Origin of the sequence: Roseivirga seohaensis (genome assembly GCF_001592945.1) — a bacterium.
GTDB lineage: Bacteria > Bacteroidota > Bacteroidia > Cytophagales > Cyclobacteriaceae > Roseivirga > Roseivirga seohaensis.
In genome coordinates this window covers 119940-145492 of sequence record NZ_LRPB01000049.1, presented here as the reverse complement: position 1 = coordinate 145492, position 25553 = coordinate 119940, and the positions used below count along the sequence as shown (strand labels likewise).

Annotated in this window: 21 protein-coding genes; 8 read left to right on the top strand and 13 right to left on the bottom strand. The window is 41.2% G+C overall.

The genetic code is table 11. The features are described from left to right. Positions 1–6: 6 nt before the first annotated feature. The 10 genes from AWW67_RS17425 to AWW67_RS17385 all read right to left on the bottom strand — a co-directional run bounded on the left by AWW67_RS17425 (position 7) and on the right by AWW67_RS17385 (position 12482). Complete coding sequence (locus AWW67_RS17425; protein WP_089082057.1) at positions 7–1230, bottom strand: efflux RND transporter periplasmic adaptor subunit; 1224 nt, start codon at positions 1228–1230, stop codon at positions 7–9. 23 nt (positions 1231–1253) lie between these two features. After that, positions 1254–5675: a CusA/CzcA family heavy metal efflux RND transporter gene (locus tag AWW67_RS17420; RefSeq protein WP_062303352.1), complete on the bottom strand. Its 4422-nt coding sequence runs from the start codon at positions 5673–5675 to the stop codon at positions 1254–1256. An 89-nt stretch (positions 5676–5764) separates the two neighbouring features. Next, positions 5765–6076: a DUF6660 family protein gene (locus tag AWW67_RS19290; protein ID WP_375596907.1), complete on the bottom strand. Its 312-nt coding sequence runs from the start codon at positions 6074–6076 to the stop codon at positions 5765–5767. 256 nt (positions 6077–6332) lie between these two features. Then, complete coding sequence (locus tag AWW67_RS17415; RefSeq protein ID WP_062303350.1) at positions 6333–6644, bottom strand: four-helix bundle copper-binding protein; 312 nt, start codon at positions 6642–6644, stop codon at positions 6333–6335. 25 nt (positions 6645–6669) lie between these two features. Next, positions 6670–6882 (bottom strand): heavy-metal-associated domain-containing protein, encoded by a 213-nt coding sequence (locus tag AWW67_RS17410; RefSeq protein WP_062303348.1) that lies wholly within the window; start codon positions 6880–6882, stop codon positions 6670–6672. Between the two features lie 91 nt (positions 6883–6973). Further along, positions 6974–7267: a 2Fe-2S iron-sulfur cluster-binding protein gene (locus tag AWW67_RS17405; RefSeq protein ID WP_062303346.1), complete on the bottom strand. Its 294-nt coding sequence runs from the start codon at positions 7265–7267 to the stop codon at positions 6974–6976. A gap of 5 nt (positions 7268–7272) precedes the next feature. Further along, positions 7273–9525, bottom strand: a complete 2253-nt coding sequence (locus AWW67_RS17400) for a heavy metal translocating P-type ATPase (RefSeq protein WP_062303345.1) — start codon at positions 9523–9525, stop codon at positions 7273–7275. 264 nt (positions 9526–9789) lie between these two features. Then, the gene (locus AWW67_RS17395; RefSeq protein WP_062303343.1) at positions 9790–10479 is read right to left on the bottom strand and encodes a hypothetical protein; all 690 of its coding nucleotides are present in this window, start codon (positions 10477–10479) and stop codon (positions 9790–9792) included. A 287-nt stretch (positions 10480–10766) separates the two neighbouring features. After that, positions 10767–11339 (bottom strand): helix-turn-helix domain-containing protein, encoded by a 573-nt coding sequence (locus AWW67_RS17390; RefSeq protein ID WP_062303341.1) that lies wholly within the window; start codon positions 11337–11339, stop codon positions 10767–10769. Between the two features lie 528 nt (positions 11340–11867). Next, on the bottom strand, positions 11868–12482 hold the full coding sequence (locus tag AWW67_RS17385) for a hypothetical protein (RefSeq protein WP_062303339.1): 615 nt from the start codon (positions 12480–12482) through the stop codon (positions 11868–11870). A gap of 76 nt (positions 12483–12558) precedes the next feature. Between AWW67_RS17385 and AWW67_RS17380 the strand changes: the two genes are divergently transcribed. The 8 genes from AWW67_RS17380 to AWW67_RS17350 all read left to right on the top strand — a co-directional run bounded on the left by AWW67_RS17380 (position 12559) and on the right by AWW67_RS17350 (position 22686). Then, entirely contained in the window at positions 12559–14907 is a 2349-nt protein-coding gene (locus tag AWW67_RS17380; RefSeq protein ID WP_062303337.1) for an ABC transporter permease, read from the top strand. Positions 14908–14987: 80 nt separating this feature from the next. After that, a complete protein-coding gene (locus AWW67_RS19220; protein WP_260311509.1) occupies positions 14988–15110 on the top strand; it encodes a hypothetical protein in 123 nt (40 codons plus the stop codon). A gap of 79 nt (positions 15111–15189) precedes the next feature. After that, a complete protein-coding gene (locus tag AWW67_RS17375) occupies positions 15190–15534 on the top strand; it encodes a helix-turn-helix domain-containing protein (RefSeq protein WP_062303335.1) in 345 nt (114 codons plus the stop codon). Between the two features lie 2 nt (positions 15535–15536). After that, the gene (locus AWW67_RS17370) at positions 15537–16463 is read left to right on the top strand and encodes a PD-(D/E)XK nuclease family protein (RefSeq protein ID WP_062303334.1); all 927 of its coding nucleotides are present in this window, start codon (positions 15537–15539) and stop codon (positions 16461–16463) included. 1 nt (position 16464) lies between these two features. Next, positions 16465–18894, top strand: a complete 2430-nt coding sequence (locus tag AWW67_RS17365; protein ID WP_062303332.1) for an argonaute/piwi family protein — start codon at positions 16465–16467, stop codon at positions 18892–18894. 10 nt (positions 18895–18904) lie between these two features. Beyond that, positions 18905–19276: a hypothetical protein gene (locus AWW67_RS17360; protein ID WP_062303330.1), complete on the top strand. Its 372-nt coding sequence runs from the start codon at positions 18905–18907 to the stop codon at positions 19274–19276. Next, positions 19273–20409 carry a hypothetical protein gene (locus AWW67_RS17355; protein WP_062303329.1) on the top strand — a complete coding sequence of 379 codons (1137 nt, stop codon included), beginning with the start codon at positions 19273–19275 and terminating at the stop codon, positions 20407–20409. Before AWW67_RS17360 ends, AWW67_RS17355 begins: the two co-directional genes overlap by 4 nt. Before the next feature lie 60 nt (positions 20410–20469). Then, the gene (locus tag AWW67_RS17350) at positions 20470–22686 is read left to right on the top strand and encodes an ATP-dependent DNA helicase (RefSeq protein WP_062303327.1); all 2217 of its coding nucleotides are present in this window, start codon (positions 20470–20472) and stop codon (positions 22684–22686) included. Positions 22687–23031: 345 nt separating this feature from the next. Here the strand turns inward: AWW67_RS17350 and AWW67_RS17345 are convergent, their stop codons facing one another. From AWW67_RS17345 to AWW67_RS17335, 3 genes are read right to left on the bottom strand one after another with little or no spacing between them, the layout of a single operon-like run. Further along, on the bottom strand, positions 23032–23832 hold the full coding sequence (locus tag AWW67_RS17345) for an SDR family NAD(P)-dependent oxidoreductase (protein ID WP_062303325.1): 801 nt from the start codon (positions 23830–23832) through the stop codon (positions 23032–23034). Then, on the bottom strand, positions 23829–24818 hold the full coding sequence (locus tag AWW67_RS17340) for an SDR family oxidoreductase (protein ID WP_053222461.1): 990 nt from the start codon (positions 24816–24818) through the stop codon (positions 23829–23831). The genes AWW67_RS17345 and AWW67_RS17340 overlap by 4 nt, the downstream gene beginning before the upstream one ends. Then, on the bottom strand, positions 24818–25534 hold the full coding sequence (locus tag AWW67_RS17335) for a CPBP family glutamic-type intramembrane protease (protein WP_062303323.1): 717 nt from the start codon (positions 25532–25534) through the stop codon (positions 24818–24820). The genes AWW67_RS17340 and AWW67_RS17335 overlap by 1 nt, the downstream gene beginning before the upstream one ends. Positions 25535–25553: the final 19 nt, after the last annotated feature.

Genomic DNA, 25553 nt, shown 5'->3' with positions numbered 1-25553 from the left:
GCTTTATTAATGGCCATGCTCTGTAGAGCCTTTCTTCATTTCAGAGATCAGGTAATAAGCATTGTTCCATGCTACCTGGGTGTTTTTTGGTAAAGACTCCAAAAGCTTGATTTCTACCCAACCATCATCGCTTATACCGGTTCGTACCTCTATCGGTCTAAATGTCCATTCGGTCTTTCCATCTTCTTGATGTGTTTCTACTATAAAAATATAGGGCTTGCCTTCTTCTTCAATTAAAGCACTTTCAGGTAGTGCTTTAACAGAGTTGTTACTGGTTTTTATTTTACCATTGATATACATTCCCGGGATCAGAAAGTCTTCTTTTTGATCTATCTCTGCATGCACATGAACTGCTTTGGGATTTTGTTCAAATTGCTTACCCACCGAATATATTTTTGCGGTTAAAGTGGCACCAGGTACTGACTCTACAGTAAAAGATATAGTTTGGCCTTTCTTTACCTTATATATATCTTTTTCAAAGACCATCAGATCAGCATGAATGTGATCATTATTGACAATCATAAACATGCCTTTTTGAGGATCTACATACTGACCAATCTGAACTTCCACTTTCTCGATGTAACCGTCAATAGGACTAACCACTGGAACATTTTGATAAATATCACCCCCTTTCACCTTTTCAACATTCAAACTGAGTTGGCGCAACTGAGCTTCATACCCCTTTACCTCACCCTTAATTGACATATAATCAGCCTGAGTTTGCTGAAAAGATTTGCCTGACCCTACTTTTTCTTCGTATAACTTCTTCTGACGTTCATATTCCTTTTCAAGGAATTGCATCTGATTGTAGGCTCTCACATAGTTAGTTTGCAATTGAGATAGATTTGGATGTGCCAGAGTGGCCAAGGTTTGACCTTTCTTTACTTTATCACCTTCTATTACCTTAATAGAAGTAACATTTGCCCCCAATATGGCCGTGACGGTAGCTTCATGCTGAGGAGGCACCTCTAGCTGCCCATTGGCTTCCACGATTCCTGATAGAGGCCTTGTGGGTATTTCACCGACCTTTATGCCTAGGCTGTTAAACTTGAGTTGGGATAAATGAACTTCTCCACTGCCTTCTTCTTCATGCTCAACTTTATTTCCATCTTCTGTATTCCCTTGTATAGCAGGTAAAGCAGATTCAGTGGGTGACTCATTACCACCACAACCTAAAAGGAATGTTGTCATTGCAATAGCCACAATTATGTATATGATTTTATTATTCATTTTTATGTTTTTTAATTTTGGATTTATTGACCTATAAGAAATTCCAGATTAATAACGGCCTGATTATATTCGTTCATGGTCTCGATATAATTGAATTTAAGGCTCAAGGCCTGATTGAGGTTCTGAAAATATTCCACATAGTCTATGGCACCATTTTCAAAGCTTTTTTGCGCATTATTAATAATTAAATTAGCCTGAGGTATGGCCTTTTGTCTATAGTAATTTAGGCTTCCCCTGGTTTTTGTTATCACTTCCAATTGCTGGCTGTACTGCCCCTGAAGGGAGACATAAAAATACTCCGAACTGGTTTTGGCCATCTGTGATCGTAATTGAGCGGCCTTAATGTCTGCTTTGTACGAGCCATAAAATAAAGGGATTGCAATCCCTGCCTGAACCCCTCCGAATCTATCAGACGAAGTGGCAATTCCCCCCTTTGACGTTTCTCCCCCTATCAATGATTGATTGAAGTACCCAATGAAGAGATCAGGCAACAGTTTGGCTGATTGAACGGATTTTTCGGCATCTGCAATGGCCACCTGCTGCCTGGCCAAGCCAAGAAGTGGGTTGTTCATAATCAAGGCTTTGTCCTGAATTCTTATGATATCCCGTTCGCTAAGAGCAGATGGCTCAAAGACCAAACTGGACATATCGTTCAGCAAGACTTGAAGTTGCTTTTCCTGAATAATTATGTCCGCCTCAAGTAGCTTTAATTGGTTTTGAATTTCCATTACACCTGTTTCAGCAGAAGCTTTCTCTAGGTAACTGGTTGCTTCCGTTTCGTAACGTATGGTTGCTGCATTTAGGAATCGCCCATAAATGGTGTCCTGATACAGGAGTAGCTTGCGCCTTTCATGCAGATAGGATAGCTCATACCAAGCCTTACGAATTTTCCATTTTAAATCATTTTCAGTCACGGCCAATCGTTTTTGCCCGCCAACTACCTGTTCATTAGCAAGTAGCTTTTGTTTACCATAAACAGTAGGGAACTCAAACGACTGACCTACACTAAATGAGAAGTCATTTTCAAAACTGTTGTATTGACCATATTGAACACCAAGACTTGTTTTTCCTAAATTTAAAGCTGCCTTCTTTCCTTGCTCCTGAAGTTCTATGTTGGTGATCGCGACTTGAACATTGCCATTATTGGCCAACCCTATCACGATGGCCTCATCCAAAGTAGTAATTGATTTCTGTTCCAACTCCTGTGCTTGTACATTGGAAGGAATTCCCAAAAGTGCGCCACATACAGCCAGAGCTATAATTACATTGACCGAATAACCGGTATTTAACTTCGGGTTTTTAGACTTACGCCCTTCAATATATGAGTAGAGAACTGGCAGTACAATGAGTGTCAACAGGGTTGCACTGATAAGACCACCTATTACTACAGTTGCCAGAGGCCGCTGCACTTCAGCTCCTGCAGAGGCTGAAAACGCCATCGGTGTAAAACCCATAATGGCAGCAGTGGCGGTTAGCAATATAGGTCTAAGACGTTCTTTCGTTCCTGTGAGAATTCGTTCTTTTAAATCTGTCATACCTTCGATTTTTAGTGAATTGAAACGACTGATTAAAACCAGTCCATTAAGGACAGCCACACCAAAGAGGACAATGAATCCGACTCCAGCGGAGATACTAAAAGGCATTTCTCTCATGGCCATGAAAAACACACCTCCAATGGCTGCAAGTGGAATCGCCATGTAAATCATTACTGATTGTGGGAATGATTTTAAGGCGAAATAGAGCAGTATGAAAATAAGAAAGAGCGCAATCGGTACCACTACTGATAACCTTGCCTTGGCGCGTTGTAAATTTTCAAATTCTCCTCCATAGGTGATGTAGTAGCCTGGTGGTAAGTCTAGCTCTGCATCCAGTTTTTGCTGAATATCTGTTACCACAGACTCCACATCTCTGCCCCGAACGTTTACCCCCACATAAGTTCTTCGAAATGTATTCTCCCTGGATATTTGCATAGGGCCTGGGACATATTCGATATCAGCAACCTCCTTAATTGGTACTTGAGTACCATCAGGTAAATCGATGTACAGGGTTCTGAGGTCTTCTATGCTTTGTCGATGTAATTCATCGAAGCGAATGACCATTTCAAAACGCTTTTCGCCTTCAAAAATCACCCCAGCAACACCTCCCGCAAAAGCGGCACTCACGTACTCGTTGAGCTTTTGAACATCCAATCCATATTGAGCCAACTTCTTACGGTCGTATCTTACCGTCATTTGGGGCAGACCAGCCGTCCGTTCTGCATTTACATCACCTGCTCCAGGCACTGTTTGGATGATGGCAGCCATTTCTTCTACCTTTTGTGAGAGTATGTTTAGGTCTTCACCGTACAATTTCACCGCCACGTCTTCCCGAACACCTTCAAGCAATTCATTGAATCTAAGTTCAACAGGCTGTGTAAAGACAAGATTAACACCGGGAAGGATATCCAGCTTCTCTTTAATCTGTTCAATCAGCTCTTCTTTAGAGTCTGCTGAAACCCATTTTTCCATATCCTTCTCCAGAATCAGATACATATCTGCTATATCCAAAGGCATGGGGTCGGTCGGTATATCTGCAACTCCGATTCTAGCTACTACTGTAGTTATTTCTGGAAAATTCTCTTTTAAGATGTTCTCAATTTTAATAGACACATCAATTGCTTCAGTAAGACCACTACCTGGCCGAATGAGTGCTTGCATTGCTATGTCTCCCTCATCCAATTGAGGAATAAATTCACCTCCCATTCTTGAGAAAATGAACCCTGCACCAACGAGAAGAGCCAAAGCAATACCAATGACCAATAAACGCAATTTCAATGCACCAAGAATCAATGGATGATACACCTTGTTTAGTGCATTGATGATCTTCTCACTAAACTTATGGATTCCGTTTTCCAATCTTGCAAACCAATTTTTCGGGTTACCTATTGGACGCATTAGCAATGCGGTCATCATTGGTACATACGTCAAGCATAGAATAATTGCTCCTAAAACCGCGTACCCAAACGTGTAGGCCATAGGGGTAAACATCTTACCTTCAACACCGGTTAGAAAAAGAATAGGAGTGAATACAATAAGAATAATGAGCTGTCCAAAAAAAGCAGCATTCATCATGGTGCTCCCGGATTCATAGGCTATTTCGTCCATTTGAGCCTGATCAAACTTATTCTTGCCAGCCCTTATCCGCTTTTCAATTTCATGAACTGTGCCTTCAACAATAATCACAGCACCGTCCACGATGATTCCAAAATCAATGGCTCCCAAGCTCATCAAATTCGCCCAAACCCCGGTGGCTTTCATGAGGATAAATGCAAAGAGCAGCGAGAGTGGAATTAATGATGCAGTGACAATACCACCTCTTAAACTTCCTAAAAGAACAACCAGGACAAATATCACAATGAGTGCACCTTCAACTAAATTTTTGGTAACAGTGCTAGTAGTTCGCTCAATGAGAGAGCTACGGTCAAGGTATGCGTTAAACTCAAGGCCTTCAGGAAGTGATTTTTCAATTTCTGTCATTCGCTCGATGACATTTTGAATGACCGCATTTGGGTTTGAACCTTTCAGCATCATAATGATTCCACCCACAGCCTCATGACCATCCTGAGTAAAGGCACCATATCGAACTTGATGACCGAAATGAACTTTTTCAGCAATATCTCTAATGAGTATTGGAACGCCATTTTCGTTGCGAATTGAGATATTCTCTATGTCATCAATTGTCCGTACTAGCCCTTCACCTCGAATGAAGTTGGCCATTTTGTTTTTCTCGATATAGGCACCTCCCGTATTGACATTATTTCGGGCCAATGCTTCATATACCTCTGAAATACTAACGTTCATAGCATTCAGTTTTTCCGGATTAATAGCCACTTCGTATTGCTTAATATAGCCGCCAAAGGAGTTGATTTCTACTACTCCTTCGAGTAGGGTTAGCTGCCGCTTAACAATCCAGTCCTGAATAGTCCGAAGCTCCATTGCAGAATAAACTGTATCATATCCTGCTTTGGGTTGAATAGTATATTCATAAATCTGTCCTAAGCCTGTGGATATGGGTCCCATTGATGGGCTTCCAAATTCCTGAGGGATAGTCTCCTTAAGCTCATTGAGTTTTTCCTGAACCAATTGCCTGGGCAGGTAAGTACCCATATCATCATCAAAGACGATGGTGACGACAGAAAGCCCAAAGCGTGAAATAGATCGTATTTCATCAACGCCTGGTAAATTGCCCATCGCCAACTCCACAGGATAGGTGACGAATTGCTCAATATCCTCGGTTGCAAGGTTCTCCGAAACTGTAATTACCTGTACCTGATTGTTGGTTATATCCGGGACTGATCCCAGATTGATTGTGGACATGGAGTAGATACCGACTCCAATCAGTGCCAGTGTCAACAAGCCCACGATGAATTTATTCTTTATTGAAAAAGAAATGATTTGATTGATCATTAATTATGATTTAATATCAGTTAGAAAAATAGGATGACCAGCCCAGGCATGAATACTGCATGGAGAAAAGGGGCCGGTAAAGACTGATATTAAACCTTCGGGGGTTCTAAAAAAGATTCCTTAAACCCTTCAGACAGAGAACAGGCATGACCCGCCAGCGGATCTTCGAAGGAAAGGGGCTGGGAATGCAATCTGTATGATTGATGCACTACCAAATGGCTGTGGCAGCAGTGACATGTGCATAGGGGTGAACATAAATCTTCAGTAGAATTATGATTCTGATCATCTCCGACATCACTTGTTGATACTTCAATGTGCTCTTTTGCTGGTTGATTGTCAGCACATGGAAGTACTGACAAACCCAGAATCCAAACAGATAATATGATCGATATGATTCGCACAGTGCAAAGCTATAACAAAATCAATGCAATAGGTTTGCAAAGTTCAACTTGAAAATTCTTAAAAAGGAGCTTTAAGAGCCGTTTAAATATGTAGAAACCCTCTTGCCTTATGGTATCGGCATTGAAAGCTTTTTTGCAACTCTTCCATTTAGACGAGCATTTACAGTAAGTATGTGATTGTCGTCTTGCAGAATACTCTCATACTAAAAAAGGGAGCCACTTGATGGCTCCCTTTTAACTACATTTTTTCCAATCATTAACTTCTGCAAGCCTCGGCACACTTACGGCAGGCTTCAGCACAGGCTTTACAATGGTCGTGATGGTCAGCGTGTTTTTCACATTCTTTGGCACAGGCTTCACATGCTTCAGCACACAATGCCTTGAGTTTTGATGCAAAAGCACTGTTACGCGCTTCCAATTTGGCAGTAATACTGCACAGGTCAGAGCAATCCAAACAGGCCCTCAAGCAGGCTTCCATTTTAGCATCACCGCCCAGGCATCCATCAATGCAAATTTCGCAGGCCTTTACGCAGGCCAGACATTCGTCTATACATTTTTCATCTATCATAATATATTTGTTTAAGGGTTATGGATTAATCAATGGGTTCAGCCTTGAACCCAATTTTATCTAGTGTAGAAATCACTTGCCCCTTAGTGGCTCCATTACTTTCTACCGTTAGTACCTTATCGGGGTTTTTAAGATCAACCTCCCATTTCTCAATGCCTTCCGTTTCGTTGAGGCGGGGGCTTACTTTTTCTAAACAGCCGTTACATTTTATCGAAGTTTTAAACTTTAGTATTTCCATTTTTATCTGATTTTTAATGATTCAAATCTATCCGTTCTAACCCCGGCAACCGTTATAGATTTTTGTTCTTTTTTTATGAAGTTTTGACCCATCAGGTATAAGCCAGGACGATGCATTCACTCATGGGCAGGCTTTGACACAGCAATACAGAACATTCTTTAAGCTCATCTTCGTTAAGGGCATAGTTTGCCTTCATATACACCTCTCCTTCCAGTAGTTTGGCGGCACATTTTCCACAAAGGGCTTGCTTACATGAATGAGGCAGTTCGAGTCCCTTTTCCAGTCCACTCGTGAGAATAGTTTGGGATTCAGATACTTCTAGCTGTATCGTACCCTCTTTCAAGCCTTTAAGGTGTACCTCTGCTTTTTTTATCGTCTTTTCCATCCCTATCAAATTTTAGCTGCCTTCAACCGCAGGCTATTGGCCACAACCGATACTGAACTGAAAGCCATCGCCATCCCGGCAATCATTGGGTCTAGCAAAAACCCATTGATGGGATACAAAAGTCCTGCTGCTATTGGGATGCCGATAATGTTGTAAATAAATGCCCAAAACAGGTTCTGACGGATACCCAAAACCGTCTTTTTAGAAAGGTTCAATGCCTTAGGTATGGACTGCAAGTCTGAAGTGATGAGGGTTATTTTGGCTACATCCATCGCTATATCAGAACCATGCCCCATCGCAATACTCACATCGGCTTGTGCCAGGGCATGTGAGTCGTTGATACCATCACCCACCATAGCCACAATTTTGCCTTTAGCTTGTAATTCTTTTACAAAATCTGCCTTGTCGGAGGGCAACACTTCTGCTTTGAAATGCTTCAGTCCTACCTGGTTGGCAACTGCCTGAGCGGTTTGCTGATTATCCCCTGTGAGCATATACACTTCAATGTTTCTGTCTTGAAGGGTTTTAATGGCCTGTCTGGACGTTTCCTTGATCTTATCAGCTATGGCCAGTACGGCTAATGCCTGATTTTGATTGGCAAAGAAGATAACCGTTTTAGCTTCTTCCCGAAGGGCTTTTGCTTTTTTGTCAAGTTCATTGCTGACGTTGATATTATGTTCAGTCAGCAATTTTTGATTACCGATATAGAACATCGTGTCATCTGCATACATTGCCTCAACACCACGCCCCGTGATACTGTTAAACCGGGTAATGGTTGTAGATTTAATTCCTTCCTCCTTTAGCTTTTGAACCACAGCCTCTGCCAGCGGATGTTCGGATTGCGACTCCATTGCAAGCAGTATGGGTTTGAGTTTTTCGGATTGACCCTCATCTTCCCAAATGATATCGGTTACTACCGGCTTCCCTTCTGTGATGGTACCTGTTTTATCCAATACCACAGCATTCACTTTATGTCCCAATTCCAGGCTTTCGGCATCTTTGATCAGGATATTGTTTTCGGCTCCTTTTCCCACACCTACCATAATAGCCGTTGGTGTGGCCAAGCCTAATGCACAGGGACAAGCGATTACGAGTACCGCCACCGAAGTAAGCAGCGCATGGGTAAAGGCATCATCTCCACCGATAAACATCCAGGTGATGAAGGTGATAATTGAAATGGCCATGACTACGGGAACGAAAATACCAGCTATTTTATCGACCAGCTTTTGCACCGGGGCCTTACTGCCCTGAGCTTCCTGCACCATTTTAATGATCTGGGCGAGTAGGGTTTCCCCGGCCACTTTCTCAGCAATAAAGCGGAAACTACCTTTTTGATTCACTGTCCCGGCAAAAACTTTTTCACCTTTGGTTTTCTCCACCGGAATAGGTTCTCCGGTGATCATGCTTTCATCCACAAAAGAATTTCCCTCGGCCACTTCACCATCTACAGGGATTTTTTCTCCTGGACGAACCACGATGGTATAACCTTTTTGCACAGAGGCTATAGGCATTTCCACTTCTTCACCATCCACAATCACTTTCAGGGTCTTGGGTTGCAAGCCCATCAGTTTTTTGATGGCAGTAGAAGTATTGGATTTAGCCTTCTCTTCCAGCACTTTCCCCAGAGAGATGAACGTGATAATTACGGTAGCCGCTTCGTAGTAGACATGAGGATGTATACCCCGGCTGTGCCAGAACTCCGGAAATAAGGTATTGAACAAACTGAAAATAAAGGCAATACCTGTGCTTAGCGCAACCAAGGTATCCATATTGGCTTTCCCATGTTTGGCTTGCTTGAAGGCATTGATGAAAAAATTACGACCAAACCAGAACAAAACCGGAATGGTAAACACCAATGAAATCCATCGTCCCGGCACCCAATCCATGTAGAACATCCCTATAATGAATACGGGCAAGGTTAAAATGGCCGACCAAATGGTTCGTTTTTTCACCTCCTCATAATGCTTTTCCTGAAGCTCCTGCTGTACTGTTGAAGGGTCTTCTACATCTACGATGATGTCATAGCCTCCAGACTGTAAGGCTTTTTGTAAATCATCGTGCGTGAATGACTTGTTGTATTCCACCAATACTGAACTATTGGCAAAATTTACGGTGGCTCCATGCACCCCTTCTGTATGGCTCAAGATAGATTCTACACTTGAAGCACAGGCGGCACAGGTCATCCCCGTTACGGGAAAGGATTCTTTAACGGTTTTCCCTTTGGGTGCAGGGGCTGTGGGAAGGGTGATAGTCTCCATAAGCGTTTGTAATTTTTAAACACTACAAATTTCACCCACTATAAGGAAATGGTTGTTATACAATCTGGTTTAAGAGTTACAAGATTTTGTCAGAGGTTTTCTAATGAAGCATGACCGGGCTTTTTAGATTTTTTAAATGTAGAAGGGGTCATGCCGGTTTCCTTCTTAAACGGAGCGGAAAGATAGGCTAAACATCAGTAGCTTTAATTAGTAAGAGTGAAAGTCAAAATTATTTTAAATGTCTTTCATCTAGGTTCTCTTTGTTTAGTTCTTTAGTTTATTTTTATCTTTTTCAATAAATTCAAATTCTTTTTTAAGTTTATAGATGCTATGGGATAGGTCTTCCACAGCATCATCAAATGAGCGTGCTACCCTTCCATTTACCTTTGAAACAGTGTCTTCAGAAAGTTGTAGACCCAAAACTTTTAAGGATACGTCACCGAACTTTTTGAAAAAGTCATCTCTTGCAGCTGCCCCTGGAGGTAAGCTATCTGGTCTCCATATTCCTTTTGAAGCATTCATGGAAAGTCTACCAATATTTGTAATATCCTGTTCATTTAGTTTGGGCGGTTTATAGATCTCATCATAATCCTCAGGAGTAGTAATTCTTTTAACCCAATCAAAAGAATGCATCACATACTTTGAAAAAAGGTGTTCAGAGATTATCAAAGTATCAATATCGCTGGCTGAAGAATATTCTTTATTTATGCTACTTCCTTTCAGACTTCTTCCAGCTAGAGCACTTCCCACAATAAATACGTCAGTTGGTGCTACTCCAAAAGCGTCAGCTATATTTCTTTTGAACAATGCAAATTTTAAAGGCTCCTCTTTGAAAACAAAAGGCACACTTGCAAGGAGCAATTTATGAGCTATAGCCTCTGGAGCAAATTGGTTAACAAGTTTTTTCCATTCATCCGCTGTAGGATATGCTTTAGATAACAATGTAGTGCTCATAATTTTATATCAATTTTAAACAAGTCTTAAAATGAAATGCTAATTTTATATATACTCATAATTCCAATGTAGCAATTTAGAAATTTTTTATTACCACCTTAAATTTAGCATTATGGCGATTGGGTTATGTAGTCAGTACATTAGTTTATTTTAAACCCTACGTTCATAATTATTACTTACCCTAATCCTGTATCGTTTTTTAAGATAAAACCGATAGACCCTTCTTATCTTCTCATCCTTTATTCCTAATCTTAATAAATATACTTTTGACACTAATCAGAATTCTGTCAAAGTGAATCTAATGCATTGTGACCAGGCTTTGCATTTTTTTTAAATGCAGAAGGGGTCATTCCGGTTTCCTTTTTAAACTGGGCGGAAAGATGGGCTACGCTGCTGTAGTTCATTTGGAAAGCAATTTCAGACAGGTTCATTTCATTGTAAAAAAGTAATTCCTTTACACGCTCTGTTTTTTGCCGGGTAATGAATTTCTCAATGGTAATGCCCTCCACCGAAGAAAACAGGCGGCTCAGGTTGCTGTAGTCATGGTGTAATTGATCGGACAGAAAGGTAGAGAAGTTGACCTGTAGATTTTCCTTTTTATGGTGGATCTGCTCCACAATCAGGGTTTTAATACGGGAGATCAGTGCGGATTTACCGCTTTCCAGCAATTCAAAACCCAGGGCTTGTAACTTTTTATTCAAGGCCACTTGCTGGCTCAGAGTGATTTCTTTGTTCAGACTTACTTCGCCCAGTGTCACTTTGTTGTAATCAATATTTAGCTCTTTCAATACTCCTTCTATCGCCATAATACAGCGGGGGCAAACCATGTTTTTGATGTGGAGAAGAGGAAGTGGTTTCATAGACTTTTAAGAGTAGGTAAATTTAGTTTCAAAGCCATTAGCTAAAACAATGAAACTTTCAAGTTTGGTTTTTGGAGGGTTCGATTCTCTAAATTAGTCCTGCCATGAATAATCAAAGTTCGTGATTTTCAACTAGGAATCTATCACAAGCGATAAATTCATACACAGACTAATTTACTTTTTTCCAAAGATCGAAGTCCTTAACAACCAGTTGGGATATTACAAAATGGGTTACAATTCACCAACAGCAAAGCACGGCTGAGGTATGGTCAGGCCGGGGTAACCGTATGATAACCCGGGGATATAGAGAAGCTATAGGTGCGTCTGTTATTTTGGTCAGAATATGTATGGGTTCATATCTGGTTGACATTGGGCTCTATGGAGTAGCATGAGTTTCGAGGTGAACCTTGCTCAAATCACCAGCACATCTTTTATCCTGACTTTTAGAATAAAACACTTACCAAGCCATCTGTAAAAAAACCACATCCTGATACAAATCAGGATGTGGGCATGATTTAAAAATTGCTTTTATTGCGGGTCGCAAGCACCTGGCGGAAAGGTGCTTACCGAGTGGTCACACTGACCAACCCCGCTGGACCGGTTGCACAGGCAGCCCGTAATACAATCCCCTGTTTTCCTGAAAACACATTCCGAACAGTTGGAACCCTCACAGGTGTGACCATTGCACGGACATTCAAACATGGCGGCCTTGCGGGAATCTATTCCTGCTTCTGTAGGGCTACCATAGAGGTAAATGCCTTTCTTATCCTTGTAGACCGGAAAAGCAGCCTTGAGGTGGATGTCTTGATAATCCGCGTTGAAGGTCAAATAATTGATACGTTCACCTTCCATAATATCCATTTGAGTTAAGCGCAGGCCCGAGATGGGCACCTCAGAAATTATTTCTGACCTTCTTTCTGCGGCTTTTACAAAATGATCGGTCAAATAAGCATGGTAGCGCACTTTAAGCTGCTTTTCCTTTTGCAGTACCAAAAACCCTTCAGGGGCCTGCATGGCAATGGCAGACTTCTGTGCTTCCCGATCTGAAGAAACTTCATTTTTATTACAGGAAGAGAACAACAAAACGCTTAAGAAAAGCGCAGGCCAGGACAGTAAACGCTGCCCGGTGATGGAATAATTCATGACTTGTTGTTTTTGATTAGTATAAATATATGGCTATTTTCTTGTGTCAATACAATGATCTGATTAACTTGTAGTTATGCGTTTTCTCACCCCTAATTCTACCTTTCTTGTGGCCGGACTGGCACTGTCTTTCATCGTTGGCCTGATCCTTTTCAACACTGTCAGCTGGCACAACACTTATGATACCCACCTCGACAAACAATCGGACATTTTCCGTGTATCGGTGACCACCCAAAGTGATGGTCAGCTTAAAAAACACCCTGCCTTACCTGCCGGGCTTTTGTATAATTTAGAATCTCCCGATGCGGTGGATAAGGTGGGGCGGATATTGACCGAAACCTCCCGATTGTATGTCCGATTGGGCGAACAGATGTTCATTGTGCGCAAAAGCCTATATGCAGACCCCGCTGCGGTGTCCCTGCTGTTGCCCAACAATGGGTATGCCCAACTCATAAAACCTTCCCAGATTATTGTAACCCAAGAGCTTGCCGAACGCATGTTTGGCCATACCAAGGTAGAAGGCCAGGTTCTACATGTCGATAAAAAGGGTGATTTTGAGATTGCCCGCGTGGTAGAAGATCAAACGCATTCACACCTCTCTTTCGATATGATTTTGCCTTTGTCAGAAAGCGACAATTGGGATTCCTTTAAAACCGCAACTGATCTTGACCGTGCCTATTATGCTTTCTATCTTTTAAAGCCTTCACATGTTCCGCCCTCGGCACTCCAAAATCAGGTAGAACAGACCTTGCGCTCCGCCCTGAAAACCACGGACAATATGCAGGTATCGCTTACTCCCTTAAAACAGGTGCATTTGACTTATGGGGATATAGGAGAAGAAAACCCCATGATAGACCAAAGCAACATCCGCATGTTGTCTTTGGCCGCAATTTTTGTGCTGGTGGTTGCCCTGGCAAATTATACAGTATTTAGCTTTTCTGCCTACAGGCGCAAGCTAAAAAGTTATGCAATCCGCAACATTCTGGGGGCATCAAAACAGCACTTTGTCCGGTCTTTTGTGCGCTACAACCTTTCCCATATGGGTGTGGCATTGCTGCTGTCATTGGGACTGTTGTACAGCTTGCCCGGATCACTTTTGACACGCTTGGGGCTTGGTGAAAGAATGCCCTTAACCTATATACAGGCTTTGTGGTTGGCCGTTATCGTGCTGGGTTTCTGTTTGCTGCACGGGCTTTTGTTAGGCCGCACAGCACATCGTCAGGCGGGTGTTTCGCGCAGGCCCTCCAGCCTGTTGGCAGAAAGTGGTAAAAACCGCCTTGGGCAGGTCTTTACTGCATTGCAGCTCACCCTTTCCCTTGGGTTTATCCTGTTTGCTTTTACCACCATAAGGCAATTTCAGTTTCAACAGCACCACAATCTGGGCTATGACCCCTCCAACGTGATGATCCTTCAAAAGCCCCTTTTGGCAAACAGCGATTCCATCCGTTATCAGGTCGAACGTTTTAAGCAAGAGATGAGCCGGATGCCACAGGTTAAGTACATGGCCAATTCTACCGCCATACCCGGTAGTGCCATACAGTGGAAAACCTATCAGGCACATGGGTTTGAAAGTTCCTCCAGAACTATGGTCAGCGCTGCGGTGATCGAAGCGGATTACATTGACCTCTATGGTTTTGATGTAGTGGCAGGGGAAAAGCTCTATGCCCATCTTTCCAAGGACAATACCGCTCAAAATGTCCTTTTGAATGAACAGGCCGTGCGCCAGTTGGGCCTGGGTACTCCCGAAGAGGCCATTGGCAAGCGCTTGTATCTATTCAGCAACCGTGTGGGCAATACAGTTAAAGGGGTAATCCGTGACTTCAACCAGGAATCGCTCAAAGAAAACATTCAACCGGTGGCCTATATGCTCAATCCGGTCATAGGGCGGTATTTCAGTCTGAAACTGGCCGATGGTGTATCCTACGCCAGCGTATTGCCTCAAATAGAAAGTATCTGGAAAGAGGTTTTTCCAGGGGCTGAACTGCACTACAGCTTTTTGGAAGACCAGCTCCATGCCCAGTACGCGTCTGAAAAATTGCAATCAGACCTGGCACTGGGTGCAGGTTTGGTAAGCTTGCTTATCAGTCTGATCGGTTTGGTTGGGGTTTTAAACCAATTGATCCTGCAAAAAACCAAAGCACTGAACATCAAAAAGATTCTGGGTGCTTCAAGGAAAGCTCTGTTTGGCTTTGTGAGCCGCGAGATTGCCCTACTCTTTGCCTTGGCCATCCTTATTGGTCTTACCGTAGCTTATTACGCCTCCGAGCAATGGCTGGAAGCCTATGCATACCGCATAACATTGTCACCCGCCCATTTTTTGTTGCCCATTGGTATACTTGCAGCCCTCTTATTTGGCTATGTGAGTGCACGGGTATTTCGGGTGATCTGTAAAAACCCGGTAGCGTTTTTGAAAGATGAACGTTAGGGAGTAAAACCTAAAAAACAGCCAAGCTTTAAGAGATTCCTTGTAAACCTTTTTAGTCTGCTTTTAATGAAATGATAAACATGAATATACCCATAGTAAAGAGATTTGCGCAGTACGCTATGAGAGTTACTGCTACTAAGTTTAAGGATTTAGCCAGTGGCAAGGCATATATTTCCTTAAAGCACAACCCTTTGATAAAATAATTTTATCTATTGCTTGCGATATCAAGCAAAGCTACATATATTTGCTTGCGATATTTAGCAACGAAACAATTTTTAAGCAATGGATGGATATGGTCAATATTTCAAAGCCCTCAGAGAATCAAAAGGAGCGACCTTAAGAGAGGTGGAACGTCAGACAGATGTGTCAAATGCTTATCTGAGCCAATTGGAATCTGGTAAAGTCAAGCAACCATCACCCAATACCCTATATAGACTTGCCAAATTTTATCAGGTTTCTTATGAAATGCTAATGGAAAAAGTGGGCTATCCGGTTTCTAAAAGCAATGCTCTGCCAAAAGACCAGAGCATTTCATCAGCTGCTAAAAATAAACTTGGTGAGATAAGCAATGAAGAAGAAGTAGAACTTCTTCAGTATCTAAAATTCATCAGGAACAGAAAGTCATAATAATGAATTGGTCATACTCTGGATATAGGCAATTTCTCAAATGTAACCGTCAATGGTACTATAAAAATATTGTAGCGCACGGAACGGTCAAAGATCCTTTTCGCAGGGAAGTGACAATCCTTTCCAAACTAAAGACACTTGATGCCTGGAGAGGAGATATTGTTGATGAAGTTATAGGTCAGGTAGCGATCAGTAGAATTCGTAAGAAAGAGAGCTTGCACGAGGATACCTTGTTATGGGTAGCCAACAGAAAGTTTGATGAAAGACTCGATTTTGCCAGAAAAAAGAAATACCGTGAACCCAACATTGTGTTTTCAGATTATGATGATTTTTCAGCGATTATTGATTTTGATAACGATAAAGGAATAGCAGAAAGCGAATTACAACGCGTTAGAAACGATACACATCAAGCCCTCAAGAATTTCATAGAAAGGGAAGATTTAATTGAGTATTTACGCACGGCCGATCAATGGCTAACCCAACGGACACTTTCCCTCCCTTTCAGTAGGTTTCGGGTAATCGGCCGTCCAGATTTAATCCTGTTTTTTGAAGATGAACCACCGCACATTATTGATTGGAAGGTTCACACTTTTGCTACTAAAACGTACCAAGATCAGTTACTGGCCTATGCATTTTCGCTGAGCAAAGTAAACCCTCATAAGGATTTTCCAGCGAATTTGAAAAGCTATAGCGTGCTTGACTACAGGTTGACCGAGTTTCAACTGCTTACCGATGAGTCCCGTGATTATGAAATCACCCAAGATGACATTAGGAATACCGAAGACGAAATCGCCACAGGTCTTTTAAAGATGTACCGATTAGGAGCTAATCGAAAATTTAGTGAATGTTCCCCAGAGGAATTCCCGACCACAACCGACCCATCGGCCTGTGGTAATTGTTCTTTTAAACCAATTTGCAAACCCGATTGATATGATTAAAGAAAGCAACATTTTCCCAATTGAGAATCTATCGGCCTTATCAGCTGACTATAGACTTTTGGAAATTATCGGCCTTAACAGCACAGGAGATGATTATGATATCAACATACAGTATATCACCAAAAAGCTTTCCTATTCCCTAAGACATCCCGTTATCGTCATTCACCGTGAGGGCATACCTTTCTTGATTGTGAAAGATGAAGCAGAGATTTTACGGGCTATCCCGAATGATGGTTTGGAAGCAAAATATGGTGATTTTGTTTATTTTAAAGATACCGATCAGGTAAGGTTTCTTGATTTTGAAAGTGAGGATGAATCAGAAAAACAGATCATCCTACGCTTTTTGCAGTTTGACCTTTCGGGTGAGATAAGAAAAGACCCACGCTTATGGCAGCCACGAACAGGTGATGCCTTTTATAGCAAAGAACCAGCACGAAATGCAGGGTCAAACCAAGTTGCTATCTTCAATGGATTTATACCTCGTGTTGTGGCATTGCCTACTGGTGGATATGGGATTTGTGTAGATATCACCAAAAAGTACATGGCCAAAAACCCCTTACGCGCGCACCTTTCCAATGCCGAATTCAACAACCTCAAAAGACAGAAAAGAAGGCTGGTTTACCGCTACGGCAAAAACTGGTTTGAGATCAAACCAGACGAACTCAGTAGCTTGGATATCTCCAAATATCGTTTCAAAAGAGAATCGGGCTCTGTGACTTTACTTGATGATATTCGAAAAATCTACAATGGAACTATGCCTCCCCACTTAGCCAAGATTCCAGATAGTGCCTCTGTTTTAGTTTATCGGAACAATGAAAAACAACCTAAAGGAGCTGTGGCCGCTATGTGCTATGCTACCTATGATACGGAAGATAGAGAGGTAAGTAGATTACACAGGGCTTCCATCATACCTCCGTTTTTCAGAAGAAAGTATAGCAGCACAGTAATCTCAAAGTATTTGAATAAGTTAAAGCATGGTAATGTACAAATTCAGATTTCCACAACTCCCTTAAGCCCAGACTTAGGTCTGTTTGACTTTCCGGACCTTCAGTTCAATAACGATATAGTTCTGGGATGCGAAACCTCCAGTAAAGCCAATCTTCGCGTAGAAAAGCAAAAACTTGGAATGGAAAGGAAGAAATTATTGCTTTCGCCCAAAGTCGGTTTTTATACCAATGCTCCATTTACCAGACAATATATACTTGTGCCAGAAACCATACACAACAGCTTCGGCAACGAGAAGTATTTCTTGAAAGACCTTGCTGCCATGGTAGATAAAATGCACCCCACGAGCTCGGGATGGAAACCCATAGTTGTACCGTATGATGATAGAAACAAAACCAATTCCTTGGATATTGGCCTAGAAATTATTTCAAAACTAGGTGAAAACACCACTATGATGCTGGAAGGTTATGCTGTAGTAATCCTACCAAGCCATTTGGAGAGAAATAAAAAGATGCATGATGAAACCGCTGCATTGGTAGTCTCGGAATGCTTGAATGATTACAATGTTAGTGCGAGCATTATGCACACCAGAATACTCGAAAAATGTTATGGGCATGAAGAGGTAAATGGGGAGTCCAAGTATTATATCAAAAGAGGTGAAAACAAAAAACTTGAAAGGCTATATCAAGGTTACCTTTTTGGAGTGGCCGTTAACCAGGTTCTTCTCAACAATGAGCGGTGGCCCTTTATTCTAGCCACCCCTCTCCATGCCGATTTGGTAATTGGAATTGATGTTAAGCAACATATAGCCGGATTCACATTTGTAGATAAGTATTCTAAGAACATTCTACCCGCTTGGGACAAATCACAGAACAAGGAAAAGCTTTCTTCAGATCAAGTGAGCCGGATTCTTGTTGAAAATATCACAAAATTTGCGGAGTTCTCAGATCAACCAATCAAAACAATCACTTTCCATAGAGATGGACGCATCTTTCAAACCGAAAAAGCGGGTATAGAGAGCGCTATCAAACTTCTAGTTGAAACAGGAACCTTGCCTCCCGACACCTCATATACAGTTGTTGAAATACCAAAAAAATCCAAAGTGCCTTTCCGCTTATTTGACGTCACAAAAACTTTTGACATCTGGAAGGAACATGAGGACAATGGCAAAGTTCTTAATCCTCAAATGGGAACCTATGCACTCCTTAACGATTATGAAGCCTACGTATGCACTACAGGCAGGGAGTATAGTAAAAAAGGAACTTCCAAGCCATTATACGTAAAACATGTTTCTGGTTCTATGCCTTTCAAAAATGTACTGGAGGACATATTCTTTTTATCTCATCTTGCCTATACCAAACCTGATGACTGTTCGCGAAACCCAATAACCATCAAAATGACGGACAGGAGAATCAACCTTTTGGGGAGTTCCTATAATTCTCAAAAGATCAATTTAATGAAATCCATTAATCAATAGACATACAGACATGAGTGATACAGGATTGAATGCCAATATCTACTACTTGACAAGTAAGTACTTGGGACTACTTAACGACTTTATGATCGCCATAAAGAACGACTCAGAAAAAGTGCCTGCTGAGAAATATAAGGAAGTTAAGGAGTTGTTTGAGAAGCTCAAAGACGATGAGAGCATTGACCCGAGAATTCAGGTGTTAAGTGTGATAATTGAGGCTGAGCTGAGGAAAAAGAACTTCTCGAAGTCCAAGTTTTTTAATGGCATTGCGGCTGATATCAATCAAAAAAAATATGAATCGCTATCCAAGAACTTACACCATGTTGTCAATGCCTTAGACAGTGAATATTCTCATGCCTTGGCTAAAATGAGCAAAGAATCATGACTGAATACATTGATGGTGCAATAATGGAAAGCATCCAAAAATCGAGAATACTCAAAAGTAAGTTCCCCAGAGCTAAGGAGTCGAGCTTGTATTTTGACCCATTGATCGCTAAAGCTATGGTCGAAATTGAATTGATGATAGACAGGCTTTCAGCTTTGCTTTACAATCAGGACTATTCGAAACCACAGAACTTACTACATAAATTCAGCAAGTTCAAATCCATATTGAGCGAGCTTCACGTTTTGGAAAATGTGATTGTCGCAGCCATTAGCCGAAAACATGATGATGATGAATATGTCAACAAGCTGGTAAGACGCGTTTGTTCAGAAATCGAATACCCTATTCAGCCCCCTGTGGTTTCGTGCCTTTCACAGCACTATTATAGAATTTTTCCACAGTATAATTTGATGTGCATGCCGCTGTTGGAAGCTGACTTCCTGCTGCATCTTCCAGATCTCTACCACGAGCTTTGCCATCCTCTCATATCAGTGGATAACCCTACTACAGAACCTATAAGGGTCAGTATGGGGCAACTCAATCGAGATATAAAAAAACACTTTACCCAAGAGATTGCCCGGCTTAAGTTGAATAAGTTCGGTGATGGCAATAACATACGCCCTTATTATATCTGGCGTGACAGCTGGATAGAAAGCTGGGCTGAGGAGTTTTTCTGTGATCTGTTTGCCACCTATACTCTGGGGCCAGCTTTTGTCTGGAGTAATCTTCACATGTGCGCGAAAATGGATTGGAATCTTTTTGGAGTTCCTTACTATCAAAAAACCTCTCATCCACCAGCTGGTGCGAGAATGACCACTATGTTTCATGCACTAGATTTAATGGGCTTTACTCAAGAGAAAGCAGCAATAGAAAAAGAATGGAATGACTTTGTTGGAGTTCTGGATATTTCTCCCGAAACCGAATATCATATTGCTCTACCTGATCATTTCTTAAAAAGTGCAGCTACTTATTGCCTGGAAGGCATTAAAGCGCTTGGGTGCAAGATAGCTTCTGACAATACAGATACGCTGATAATAGACACATTGAATACTGCCTGGAAAGAGTTTTGGAAAAACCCCACTGGCTTTCCTGAACATGAACAGAAAATGGTTAGCTTATTAAAGAAGGAAGTATAGTTAAATTTATCCTTCATGATGAGTATTGGAAATTGATTTATATAAGGAGCTTCTATAAAAATGAACAATACGGAATTTGATGCTGCATTTGACTTTGTGGAAAACACAAACCTATCCTTTTTTCTCACCGGAAGGGCAGGTACAGGAAAGTCTACTTTCCTAAGCAAAATCACCCGCAAAATAGACAAGAACTTTGTTGTTTTAGCCCCTACTGGAATCTCTGCCCTTAATATAAAAGGGGTTACCATCCATTCGTTTTTTCAATTTCCACCAAGACCTCTTTTACCCAAAGACAAAGGAATTAAGACCTTTTGGGAGGGTTCGGAGAAGAGAAAGCTAATTGAATCACTTGACACATTAATTTTAGACGAAGCTTCAATGGTCAGGGCAGATGTGATTGATGCCATTGACTTTTCTTTACGGAAAAATGGAGGAAACCCTAATTTGCCATTTGGAGGTAAGCAGATAGTCTTAGTAGGTGACTTATATCAACTTGAACCAATCGTTCAAGGGAAAAATGAGGAAACGCAGACACTTAATGAGATTTATGGAGGGCTACGTTTTTATCAAGCTCATGTTTTCAGGCATTTAAAACTGTTTACTATCGAGTTAAAAGAGGTATATCGTCAAAAAGACCCACTTTTTGTAAGCCTTCTTGATAAGATTAGAACTAAAACATTAACTAACGCAGAACTGGATCAATTGAATTCCAGAGTTCTACCGGTGCCAATCTCAGAAACTGGAAACCACATTTTAACTCTCACCACAAAGCTTGACGCTTCCCAAAAGATCAATCAATCCAAATTATCAGAACTTGATGGAGAATCGCGGCTTTACAGAGCGGAAATATCAGGTAATTTTGATTCAGTGGCGTATCCCTCTGACTTAGACCTTAAGTTAAAAATTGGTGCGCAGGTCATGTTTATTAAGAATAATCCAGAAGGTCAATGGGTCAATGGATCTTTGGGCATAGTCGCTGGATTATCCGACTCCATCATTAGAGTAGAGTTGGATCATGGTGGTATGTGTACCGTAGAAAAAGAAGTATGGGAGAATGTAAAATACAAGTTCAATAAAGATACGGGCAAGGTAGAACAGGAAGTGGTTGGTTCCTATAAACAATTCCCACTAAAGCCATCTTGGGCAATCACTGTTCATAAAAGCCAAGGCATGACCTTTGAAAGATTGAGGGTGGATTTTGGTGATGGTACCTTTGCCTATGGTCAGGCCTATGTTGCCTTAAGTAGAGTGACATCTTTTGAAGGGCTGTATTTGAGCCAGAAGGTTCAATTCTCTGATATACAGGTTGACAATACGATAAAAGACTTTCTCAAGAATTCGGCAAGCGACAAACTGGAATCATTCAATATTGAGGGCAAAAGGCAGTATGGCTTACTTAAGTATACAAATCCAATTTTAGTAGGAAATCATTACCTACACAATGCTTTAAATGACATAATTAAATCAGATTACACAAAGGGTTATGAACACCTTTTGCAGGCCTTTGCCTACACTTCAAATGATCAGGACTTCGTAAGAAATAATATCTTTTTGAATTTATTGTCGAAAGCAAGTGAGGCCATAAACGCCTCTTCACAGACGAGTAAACCATCATATAGGCTAAACCTCTTAAGCGGAACAGTTCAGTTTTTATCTGGAGAACATAGCTCAGCCATTCAAACCCTTAGACCCTGTTTGAAGCACGATGACTGTAGTATTGCACATTACTTTATAGCCAAGAGCCTATGGTACGCTAAGGAATTTGTTGAGTCATTAGAAATCATAGACAAGGCACTAAGCCTCATCCAAAATTCAAGAAACTTTTTTCAGAAGTCGCTGATTCTAAACCCTTATCTAATGGAGAATGAAGAAAACGATCTGATAAGCAAAAGCCTTTCCTTAGAATGTAATTTGATGGCGATTAATCTTGATACCACTAACATAGAAGCTTATAAGGAGCTTAAAGCCTTCTTAACTAGAGAAGGTCTTAATATTCAACTTCCATCGGTTGAGATATTTGAAAAAGAGATCCACAAAGAAAGCCTTGATCAAATCTTTTTTGACGATCTAATACAGTCCGTAAAGAAGCACAAGCGTAAACTAGTTCAGGCAGCTTCAAAATCTGATCGGTCAGTGGATGAAACCGGTTTAATAGACCAAACAGAAGTGTACCAAAATCTTGACATCGAAGAGTTAGATGATGATGTTTCTGAAGAAGAACTGATGGAAGATATGTTAGACGAATTTTCGGATGATGAATCTAGCGAAGATTATTAGTTTGTCGGATTACAAAAGAACAAACGAAAAGCTAGATGACCTTCAGAACCCATTTGTCCGAATAGAAATTAACTACATTTGCTGTTTCAGATGCTTTTAAAGCGTCTTAGAGCACTAAGTTAACATGTCTTTGAAATATTATATAATCTCCCTAGCCTTTCTAAATCTGCAAGAAAAAGGTTCGACATTAGTTCGGTTGGGGCTACAGAGAAAGAAAACCTGATCAGAAATGATCGGGTTTTTTTATGCCCTTTGGGTTATATAGGTCGAAGCGAGAAGCTTCAACTAGAGGTACTTTAATAAAAAAGACAGCCGTTAAGCTGCCTTGTTTATATCTAATGTCTCTCACTCCCTCGACTGCTTAATAAAAGCGTTTGCGAGCATTCGCAATTGCATTCGGTGTGGAATTACCCGCCCCAAGGTTCTGTAAAATTTAGGGAAAACGCCCGGAATAGACACTGGTTTTCTATTAAACATTCGGCTTAACGCATATTCGGCCACTTGCTCAGCCGTTTGCCTTGTTATTTTAGAAACGAAACCCATGTTTGCATCGCGCTTAATCACTTCAGGGTTGGTAAGCACAGCCGCAGGACAAAGAATCGAAACGAAAACGTTAGAGTCCTTCAATTCGTAACGAAGCGAATGAGAGAATGAACTCACAAATTTCTTACTGGCTGCATAAATGCCTTTGAACGGAATATCATAGTAAGAGGCCATGCTGGCCACATTTAAAATATATGCCTTATCAAGCTTTTGCATTTCGGGTAAAAAATGGTGGGTAAGCATTACCATAGCCACCATATTCAATTGCATTTGGCCAAAATAAAACTCTGCTTTTTTAGAAAGGAAGTCTCCAGAATTACCCAAACCAGCATTGTTTGCCAAAATATCAACTACAAAATTGTTCTTCTGGCACCATTGAAAAACCTCTTGAGGTGCCTCAGCATCCATTAGGTTTACTCCCAAACAGTGGAATTCTTGTTTCGGGTATTTAGCAGCTAATGCATTAGTTACTTCTTCAAGTTTAGCTTCTGGTAGTGCCACCAAGAGAACATTAAAGCCTCTGGCTGCACAGTTTTCTGCAATAGCACGACCAATGCCATTACTAGAACCTGTTACTAATGCGAATTTCTTTGAATTTGTCATTTGTTGTCTGTTCTTAACCAATCTACCGTCTGCTGAATTCCACTCATGAGTGGTGTTATCTGGTAGCCTAGTTCTTTTTGAGCTTTATCGCTTGAAACGCTCCATTTATACAGGTATTTTCTTACCCATCCTGGCGTTATCATAGGTTGTTTACCAAAATTTTCAGCTAAAAATAACTGAACCTTGCCGAAGGTAAGCATAACTCCCAAGGGCATTTTATAGAGCTTATATTTTTTACCACCAATCTCAGCAATCATATCAAAGAGCTCATGATAGGTAGCATCTTCGCCTCCAAGCAAGTAACGTTCCCCTGATTTTCCATGCTCCATGGCCAGCATGTGCCCACGAATTACATCTTCTACATACACATAATTGCCAGTGCTGAGCCCGTCACCTGGCATGAACTTCCATTTACCATCAATGTATTGCTTCACCAATTTGGTTACAGAATTACTCACATTGAGAGGCCCCGGACCATACACCCTTGTTGGGTTTACAATTACAATATGTTGTCCATCAGCAGCGCGCTGACGTATTTGTTCTTCCGATTGGTGTTTTGTGCTTTCATAATCGGTAAAGAAATCAACCTGTCGTGGTGTGTCTTCATTTACCGGGCCATCAATGGCCGGACCAATTACGCCTGCAGTTGAGGTAACCACTACTTTAGAAACGCCTTGGTTTTTGGCCGCATCTAAAATATTGGTGGTGCCATCAATATTCACTCTTTTAAAGGTATCGTCCTTGGCCCAAACGCTTGCAAAGGCCGCCAAATGATAAACCTCATCACAATTTTCCATACCCTTTTGCAAGGCATCAGTATGAAATAAGTCCCCTTCTACGGTTTCAATATTGGGGTGAATTAACGTTTCAGCCTTGGCCTTAGATCGAACCAAAGCAGTTACTCTGTGCCCTTGTTCGGCTAAAGTGTGAGTCAATTTTTGACCGATAAAGCCTGTACTTCCAGTAATAAATATCTTTTTACTCATTAAATAACTTTCATATCAGGGTGATGCCTTAGCGAAAAGAAAAAGTTGGACAGTGCCAAGGTAATGTGAACGAAAAAAGCCACCCAAATCGTTCCTGTTGTTAAAGTAATGAGGCAGAGCAACAGCCCCAATGGAACTGCCCCAATGGTTTCTTCTAAGTTTTTAGGCACATGTACTAAGGCATATAAAGCCGCATTCAATACAATAGCCGGCCATTCGCCCAGCAAGGGAACTGTAGCAAAAAGCAACAATCCTCTGAACATTAATTCGTAACCGAATAAATAAGACACCCAGGTGAAGGCGTTTTTGGCTACCATGGCTTTTGTCCACTCCTTCTCCCTTACATTTGGGTAAAAGGCTAAGTTCTTTTCTTTTTTAGAATTGAAAAAATTCATCGGTACAATCACGGCAGCCAAACCTAAAATCCAATAAAGAGACGTGGCATGATTCTTAAATGTTACTCCGTAATCAGCAGGGGTTTTATCTAAAATCACCATCATGATTATAGCCGGAATTACTCCGATAGTCATGGCTCCTAAGTACCTGAAATACCACAAGGCCTTTGTATTACCTCTTACTTCACCATATTTTTTAGCAAAACGCTCTTTAACTTTTGGCGAAATAGAAACGAAGTGATAGACACTAAATCCAATAGTGAGAAGGCCAATTGCTAAAATTGGTTCTAAAAAGGAAGGGTCCCAAATTGGAATTTGCATGCTGTTGCTACCGTTGAGT